At 71.3% G+C, this 7,011-nt stretch carries 6 protein-coding genes; 5 read left to right on the top strand and 1 reads right to left on the bottom strand.

Features of this window, described 5'->3' with window-relative positions; translation table 11 throughout:
- The 4 genes from manA to K7G60_RS37785 all read left to right on the top strand — a co-directional run.
- Positions 1–1,134: mannose-6-phosphate isomerase, class I (manA, locus tag K7G60_RS37800; protein ID WP_225805500.1), on the top strand; the 1,134-nt coding region annotated here is incomplete at its 5' end.
- A gap of 66 nt (positions 1,135–1,200) precedes the next feature.
- Positions 1,201–2,166, top strand: a complete 966-nt coding sequence (locus K7G60_RS37795) for a cation diffusion facilitator family transporter (protein WP_225805499.1) — start codon at positions 1,201–1,203, stop codon at positions 2,164–2,166.
- A 292-nt stretch (positions 2,167–2,458) separates the two neighbouring features.
- Positions 2,459–3,913: an adenosylhomocysteinase gene (gene ahcY / locus K7G60_RS37790; protein ID WP_225805498.1), complete on the top strand. Its 1,455-nt coding sequence runs from the start codon at positions 2,459–2,461 to the stop codon at positions 3,911–3,913.
- A gap of 156 nt (positions 3,914–4,069) precedes the next feature.
- Positions 4,070–4,684: a hypothetical protein gene (locus K7G60_RS37785; protein WP_225805497.1), complete on the top strand. Its 615-nt coding sequence runs from the start codon at positions 4,070–4,072 to the stop codon at positions 4,682–4,684.
- A 28-nt stretch (positions 4,685–4,712) separates the two neighbouring features.
- On the opposite strand, the gene K7G60_RS37780 is transcribed toward K7G60_RS37785, so the two are convergent.
- Positions 4,713–5,645, bottom strand: a complete 933-nt coding sequence (locus tag K7G60_RS37780; RefSeq protein ID WP_225805496.1) for an RDD family protein — start codon at positions 5,643–5,645, stop codon at positions 4,713–4,715.
- 119 nt (positions 5,646–5,764) lie between these two features.
- On the opposite strand from K7G60_RS37780, the gene K7G60_RS37775 reads away from it, so the two are divergent.
- A complete protein-coding gene (locus K7G60_RS37775; protein ID WP_225805495.1) occupies positions 5,765–6,772 on the top strand; it encodes a stage II sporulation protein M in 1,008 nt (335 codons plus the stop codon).
- Positions 6,773–7,011: the final 239 nt, after the last annotated feature.

Raw genomic sequence — 7,011 nt, 5'->3', positions numbered from 1 at the left:
ACCGTCCGTCCCTACGCCTGGGGGTCCACGACGGCCATCCCGGAACTGCTCGGGACCGCCCCCACCGGCGAACCCCAGGCCGAGATGTGGATGGGCGCCCACCCCGGTGCCCCCTCCCGCACCGAGCGCGGCGCGCTGAACGAGCTCATCGCCGCCGACCCCGTACGCGAACTGGGGGAGCGGGCCGTCGGGAAGTTCGGACCGCGGCTCCCGTTCCTCCTGAAGCTGCTCGCCGCGGGCGCCCCGCTCTCCCTCCAGGTCCACCCCGACCTGGCCCAGGCCGAGGCCGGGTACGCGGCCGAGGAGGCCGCCGGCATCCCGATCGACGCCCCGCACCGCGCGTACAAGGACGCCAACCACAAGCCCGAGCTGATCTGCGCCCTCACCCCCTTCGACGGCCTGTGCGGCTTCCGCTCCCCCGTCGAGGCCGCCGACCTCATCGCCGCGCTCGGCGTCGACTCCCTCAAGCCGTACGTGGACCTCCTCCACGCCCACCCCGAAGAGGCCGCGCTCCGCGAAGTCCTGACGGCCCTGCTCATCGCCGACCGCGAGGAGATGGCCCACACCGTCGCCGAGGCCCACGCCGCCGCCGACCGCCTCGGCGGCGACCACGCCCCGTACGCGCTCCTGGCCCACCACTACCCGAGCGACCCCGGCGTCATCGCCGCCATGCTGCTCAACCGCGTCCGGCTCCAGCCCGGCGAGGCCCTCTACCTCGGCGCGGGCGTCCCGCACGCCTACCTCGACGGTCTCGGCGTCGAGATCATGGCCAACTCCGACAACGTGCTGCGCTGCGGCCTCACGCCCAAGCACGTCGACGTCCCCGAACTCCTCCGGGTCGTCCGCTTCGAACCGAACGAACCGGCCATTCTGCGCCCCGAGGCCTCCCCCACCGGCGAGGAGGTCTACGAGACCCCCATCGACGAGTTCCGCCTCTCCCGGTTCGTCCGCCCCGAAGGCGCCGCGCCGACCGACGTCACCGCCCCCACCCCGCAGATCCTGCTCGCCGTCGCGGGCCGCACAAGTGCCGGGGAGATCGCCCTGAACCCCGGCGAGTCCGTCTTCGTACCGGCGGGCGAGAGGACCGAGCTGACCGGAGCGGGCACCGTCTTCCGGGCGACCGTCGTGGCCTGATGCGACAATGACCGGCCGAACCGCGGCGATCGAGCCGGAGCACCGACGAAGGGACCACGTACACCCATGAGCGCGTCAGGCGGAACCAAGGCGATCGTCGCGGCACTCGCCGCCAACCTCGCGATCGCCGTAGCCAAGTTCGTGGCGTTCCTCTTCAGCGGTTCGTCATCGATGCTCGCCGAGGCCGTCCACTCGCTCGCCGACTCCGGCAACCAGGGCCTGCTGCTTCTCGGCGGCAAGAAGGCCCAGCGCGAGGCCACCCCGCAGCACCCCTTCGGCTACGGCCGCGAGCGGTACATCTACGCCTTCCTCGTCTCCATCGTGCTCTTCTCCGTCGGCGGCATGTTCGCCATCTACGAGGGCTACGAGAAGATCAAGCACCCCCACCCCATCGAGGCCTGGTACTGGCCGGTCGGCGTCCTGGTGTTCGCGATCATCGCCGAGAGCTTCTCCTTCCGGACCGCCATCAAGGAGTCGAACGAGATCCGCGGCGGACTGTCCTGGAAGGACTTCGTCCGCCGCGCCAAGGCACCCGAGCTGCCCGTCGTCCTCCTGGAGGACCTCGGCGCCCTCGTCGGCCTCATCCTCGCCCTCGGCGGCGTCGGCCTCGCCCTGGCGACCGACGACGGCGTCTGGGACGGCATCGGCACCATCTGCATCGGCGTCCTCCTCGTCGTCATCGCGATCGTCCTCGCCGCCGAGACCAAGTCGCTGCTCCTCGGCGAGGCCGCCGGCACCGACGAGGTCAAGAAGATCGAGGCGGCCGTCGTCGACGGCGAGACCGTCACCCGCCTCATCCACATGCGCACCCTCCACCTCGGCCCCGAGGAACTCCTCGTCGCCGCCAAGGTCGCCGTCCGGCACGACGACACGGCTGCCGAGGTCGCGAACGCCATCAACGCCGCCGAGGAGCGCATCCGCGCCGCCGTCCCGATCGCCCGGGTCATCTACCTGGAGCCCGACATCTACAGCGAGACGGCCGCCTCGGCGGGCAGCAACCCGGCCAAGACCCCCGGCGGCCCCGGCCACTGACCCCCACGGGCGAGCACGCCCCACCCACGTCGGGCCCCCGGGACGCACGTCCCGGGGGCCTCGCACGTTCCATGCGGACTGTGGCCCGCCGCCCCGATCGGTGTAGATTCGTGACCAGCCAGACGTCGCTGCTGATGGCGGTCGGGCGGTCCACGGACCGGCCGAGGGAGAGAGGGCCTCCGACGACGGCACCAAGGAAGCGCCCGGGCATTCGTGTGCCCAGGGTGCCTTGCTGTGGTGCCAGGTGCCTCAACCGACCCTCGCACTCGCACACACGAGGAGCAGCTCAGTCATGACGACTGCCGCCCACCAGGACTTCAAGGTCGCCGACCTCTCCCTGGCCGCCTTCGGCCGCAAGGAGATCACCCTCGCCGAGCACGAGATGCCCGGCCTGATGTCGATCCGCCGGGAGTACGCCGAGCAGCAGCCGCTGGCCGGCGCCCGGATCACCGGCTCGCTCCACATGACGGTGCAGACCGCCGTCCTCATCGAGACCCTGGTCGCCCTCGGCGCCGAGGTCCGCTGGGCCTCCTGCAACATCTTCTCCACCCAGGACCACGCCGCCGCGGCCATCGCCGTCGGCCCGAACGGCACCCCGGAGAACCCCCAGGGCGTCCCGGTCTTCGCCTGGAAGGGCGAGACCCTGGAGGAGTACTGGTGGTGCACCGAGCAGGCCCTCACCTGGCCGAACTCGCCCACCGGCGGCCCGAACATGATCCTGGACGACGGCGGTGACGCCACCCTCCTCGTCCACAAGGGCGTCGAGTTCGAGAAGGCCGGCTCCGCCCCGGACCCGTCCACCGCGGACAGCGAGGAGTACGGCCACATCCTCCGTCTCCTCAACCGCACCCTCACCGAGAACCCGCAGAAGTGGACCCACCTGGCGTCCGAGATCCGCGGCGTGACCGAGGAGACCACCACCGGCGTCCACCGCCTGTACGAGATGCAGCAGGCCGGCACCCTCCTCTTCCCGGCGATCAACGTCAACGACGCCGTGACGAAGTCGAAGTTCGACAACAAGTACGGCTGCCGCCACTCCCTCATCGACGGCATCAACCGCGCCACCGACGTCCTCATCGGCGGCAAGACGGCCGTCGTCTGCGGCTACGGCGACGTCGGCAAGGGCTGCGCCGAGTCCCTCCGCGGCCAGGGCGCCCGCGTCATCGTCACCGAGATCGACCCGATCTGCGCCCTCCAGGCGGCGATGGACGGCTACCAGGTCACGACCCTCGACGAGGTCGTCGAGACGGCCGACATCTTCATCACCACCACCGGCAACAAGGACATCATCATGGCCGCCGACATGGCCAAGATGAAGCACCAGGCCATCGTCGGGAACATCGGCCACTTCGACAACGAGATCGACATGGCCGGCCTCGCCAACGTCCCCGGCATCGTCAAGGACGAGGTCAAGCCGCAGGTCCACACCTGGACCTTCCCCGACGGCAAGGTCCTCATCGTCCTCTCCGAGGGCCGCCTGCTGAACCTCGGCAACGCGACCGGCCACCCCTCCTTCGTGATGTCGAACTCCTTCGCGGACCAGACCCTGGCCCAGATCGAGCTCTTCACCAAGCCGCAGGAGTACCCGATCGGCGTGTACGTGCTGCCGAAGCACCTCGACGAGAAGGTCGCCCGCCTCCACCTGGACTCGCTCGGCGTCAAGCTGACGACCCTCCGCCCGGAGCAGGCCGCCTACATCGGCGTCGAGGTCGAAGGCCCCTTCAAGCCGGACCACTACCGCTACTGATGTCCCGGCCGGCGGCGCCCGCGCGCTGACGCGGCGCCGTCCCGGACACCCGTAGAGGACTCTCAGGCAGGCCCCCGCACCCCCGTGCCGGGGGCCTGCCCCGTCCAGCCCCTCCCGCTACCGCCCCAGGAAGCACACCCTCCCGAGGACCGCCCCATGCCCCGCGGCCGTTATTCGCTCCATGACCCGCACGATCACACCCCCCTCGGCGAAGAGCACTTCCACTGCGCGCCCGGCCCCTCCGGCTGGCGCTACGTCTCGCAGATCACCACCCCCGACGGCGGCCACCGGGGCTCCGTCGACCTGGCCGTCGACGAACTCGGCCGCCCCATCCGCCTCGAACTGCACGCCGCGAGCTGGCAGGTCCGCGGCGCGGCCCTCGACGGCGTCACCTGGGTCCGCACGGACCCCACCGGAACCCAGGCCACCGAAGGCAATGTGCGCGCCCACGCCTTCACCGGCACGTCCCCGGCGTTCCTCGTCGGCCTCACGCGACTCCTGCGTCTCACCCCCGATTCCCCCGAGACCCGTGTCAGGCTCGTCGCCTTCACGGACCCGGTGCTCGCCCCCCTCACGGTCGACCAGTCCTGGGCCCTGCTCAGAAGTGAAGCGCACGCCACTGACAACGGCCCCCTGATGGTGGACGAGTACCAGGTCAGCGCCCTGGACACGGGCGAACGCCATACGGTCCACATCACCGGAGACGTGGTCCTCGCCGCCCCCGGCATCGAACTCGAAGCCCTCGAAACCCCGCCCTCGGTCTTCCCCTGACCGGACCCCTCAGTGACCGCCGAACCCCTCAGGCCGGCGGGGCGAACCCGGTAGGACGCGCCCCGGACTCCACCGACGCCCCGCCGACGGGAGGCGCGGCGACCGGGGGAGCGGCGACCGGAGGAACCGGGGTACCGGTCACCGGGGCAGTCGGAACGGACCACGGAGCCACCGACGGCGGAGGAACGGCACCCGGCACCACCCCGGCGACCGGCGGGGCGAACGCCCGCCGGGCGTCCCGCGCCTGCCGCTCGGCCACCACCCCCGCCAGATAGGCGTCGGCCGGCACCCCCGCCGGCGGAGGCGTACCGGTCCGCGCCACCAGCTCGTCGGCCAGCCGCTCGGCCAGCTGCCGCCCCACCACCGGGTCCAGCTCACGCGAGCGCGTCAGGTACTGACGCACCTCCAGCCACAGCGCCTCCGGCACCGCCGAGAGATCGATCCCGGCGAACCGCCCCACCAGCCACGGCGGCGGCGGAGGCACGGCCAGGACCCGCGCCGCGGGTATCCGCTCCCGCACCACCAGCGTCCCCGCGAAGACGTCCCCGAGCCGCCGCCCCCGCTCGGACACCAGCGAAGCGACAAGAGCGACGACCCCGAAGGTCATCAGGATCTCCACGACCCCCATCGCACCCCGGACCAGCGCGTGCCGGAACCGGATCGGACCCCCGTCGTCCCGCACCACCCGCAGCCCACAGGCCAGCTTCCCCAGCGACCGCCCGTGCGACAGCGTCTCCACCGCGATCGGCGCCCCGACGAGCACCAGCAGGAAGGACGCGACGGACACCGCCATCACCGCCGCCTCGTCCAGCGACGCGGTGGCCACCGCGAGCCCGAGCGTGATCAGCAGGTACGCCGCCCACACCACCACCAGGTCGATGAGCACCGCGAGCGCCCGGCTCGGCAGCCGCGCGGGCTGCAACCCCAGGACGACCGCATCGCCCGTCACCAACCCACTCACGGCACCCACCCTTCTCCGGCCTTCCCGACCCCTCCGAACGCCAGTCTGCCAAGCTGGCCCGCAGCGCGCCGCAGTAGTACGGACCCGTCCGCAGCCAGTGCCTGGAGCAGCAGCCGATCATGGACCTCGACGTCTACGTGACCGCCCACCGCGCCGAGTGGGAACGCCTCGACCACCTCCTGCGCCGGGGCGGCAAGCTCACCGGCGCCGAGGCCGACGAACTCGTCGCGCTCTACCAGCGCACGGCCACCCACCTTTCGATCGTCCAGTCGAGCACCCCGGACCCCATGCTCACGGCCCGGCTCACCCAGCTCGTGGCCCGCGCCCGCGCCACCGTCACCGGCACCCGCCGCTCCTCCTGGCGCGACGCCGTCCGCTTCCTCACGGCCGGTTTCCCCGCCGCGGTCTACCGCTCCCGCCGCTGGTGGATCCCCACGGCCGTCCTCTCCACCCTGCTCGCGGTCCTCATCGGCTGGTGGATCGGTACGCACCCGGAGGTCCAGGCCTCGATCGGCGCCTCCACCGACCTCCGCGAGATGACCCGGCCCGGCGGCCAGTACGAGACGTACTACTCCAGCCACCCGGCGGCCTCCTTCGCCGCCCAGGTCTGGACGAACAACGCCCAGGCGGCGGCCATGTGCCTGGTCCTGGGCGCGTTCCTGGGCATCCCGGTGCTCTGGATCCTCTTCCTGAACATGCTGAACCTCGGCGTCGGCATCGGCCTGATGTCCTCCGCCGGCCGCCTCGACGTCTTCCTGGGCCTGATCCTTCCCCACGGTCTGCTCGAACTGACCGCCGTCTTCGTGGCCGCCGGTACGGGCCTCCGCCTCGGTTGGACCGTCGTCGAACCGGGCCCCAGGACCCGTCGCGCCGCCCTGGCGGAACAGGGCCGCGCGGCCGTCGGCATGGCGATCGGTCTGGCCCTGGTCCTCTTCGTCTCGGGCCTGCTCGAAGGATTCGTCACCCCTTCCGGCCTCCCCACCTGGGCCCGCATCACCATCGGCGTCGCGGCCGAGCTGGCCTTCCTCGCCTACGTCTACGTGCTCGGCGGCCGCGCCGCCCGGGCCGGCGACACGGGAGACCTGGAGGAGCCCGACCGCAGCGCTGCGCTCCCCACCGCCGCCTGATGTGCGTCGCCCCCTCCGGAGCTGCTAGTCTCCTCCGGTGCTCGCGAAAGCTGTTGACACGGCGGTCGTGGGGAGGTAGATTCAAACGGTTGCCTAGAACTGGACAGTTCGGCAGCAACCGGGTAGAGTCTCACTCACTCCGGCAGGGAATTCGATTCCACGGAGTCACCCCGATTCTTATTCGAATCACGAAAGCCACCGATTAGGTCGGCCGAAATGAATCTGATAAAGTCGAAACA

This window comes from Streptomyces sp. NK15101 (assembly GCF_020400725.1).
Taxonomy (GTDB): Bacteria; Actinomycetota; Actinomycetes; order Streptomycetales; family Streptomycetaceae; genus Streptomyces.
This window is presented reverse-complemented; position numbering and strand designations above follow the sequence as displayed.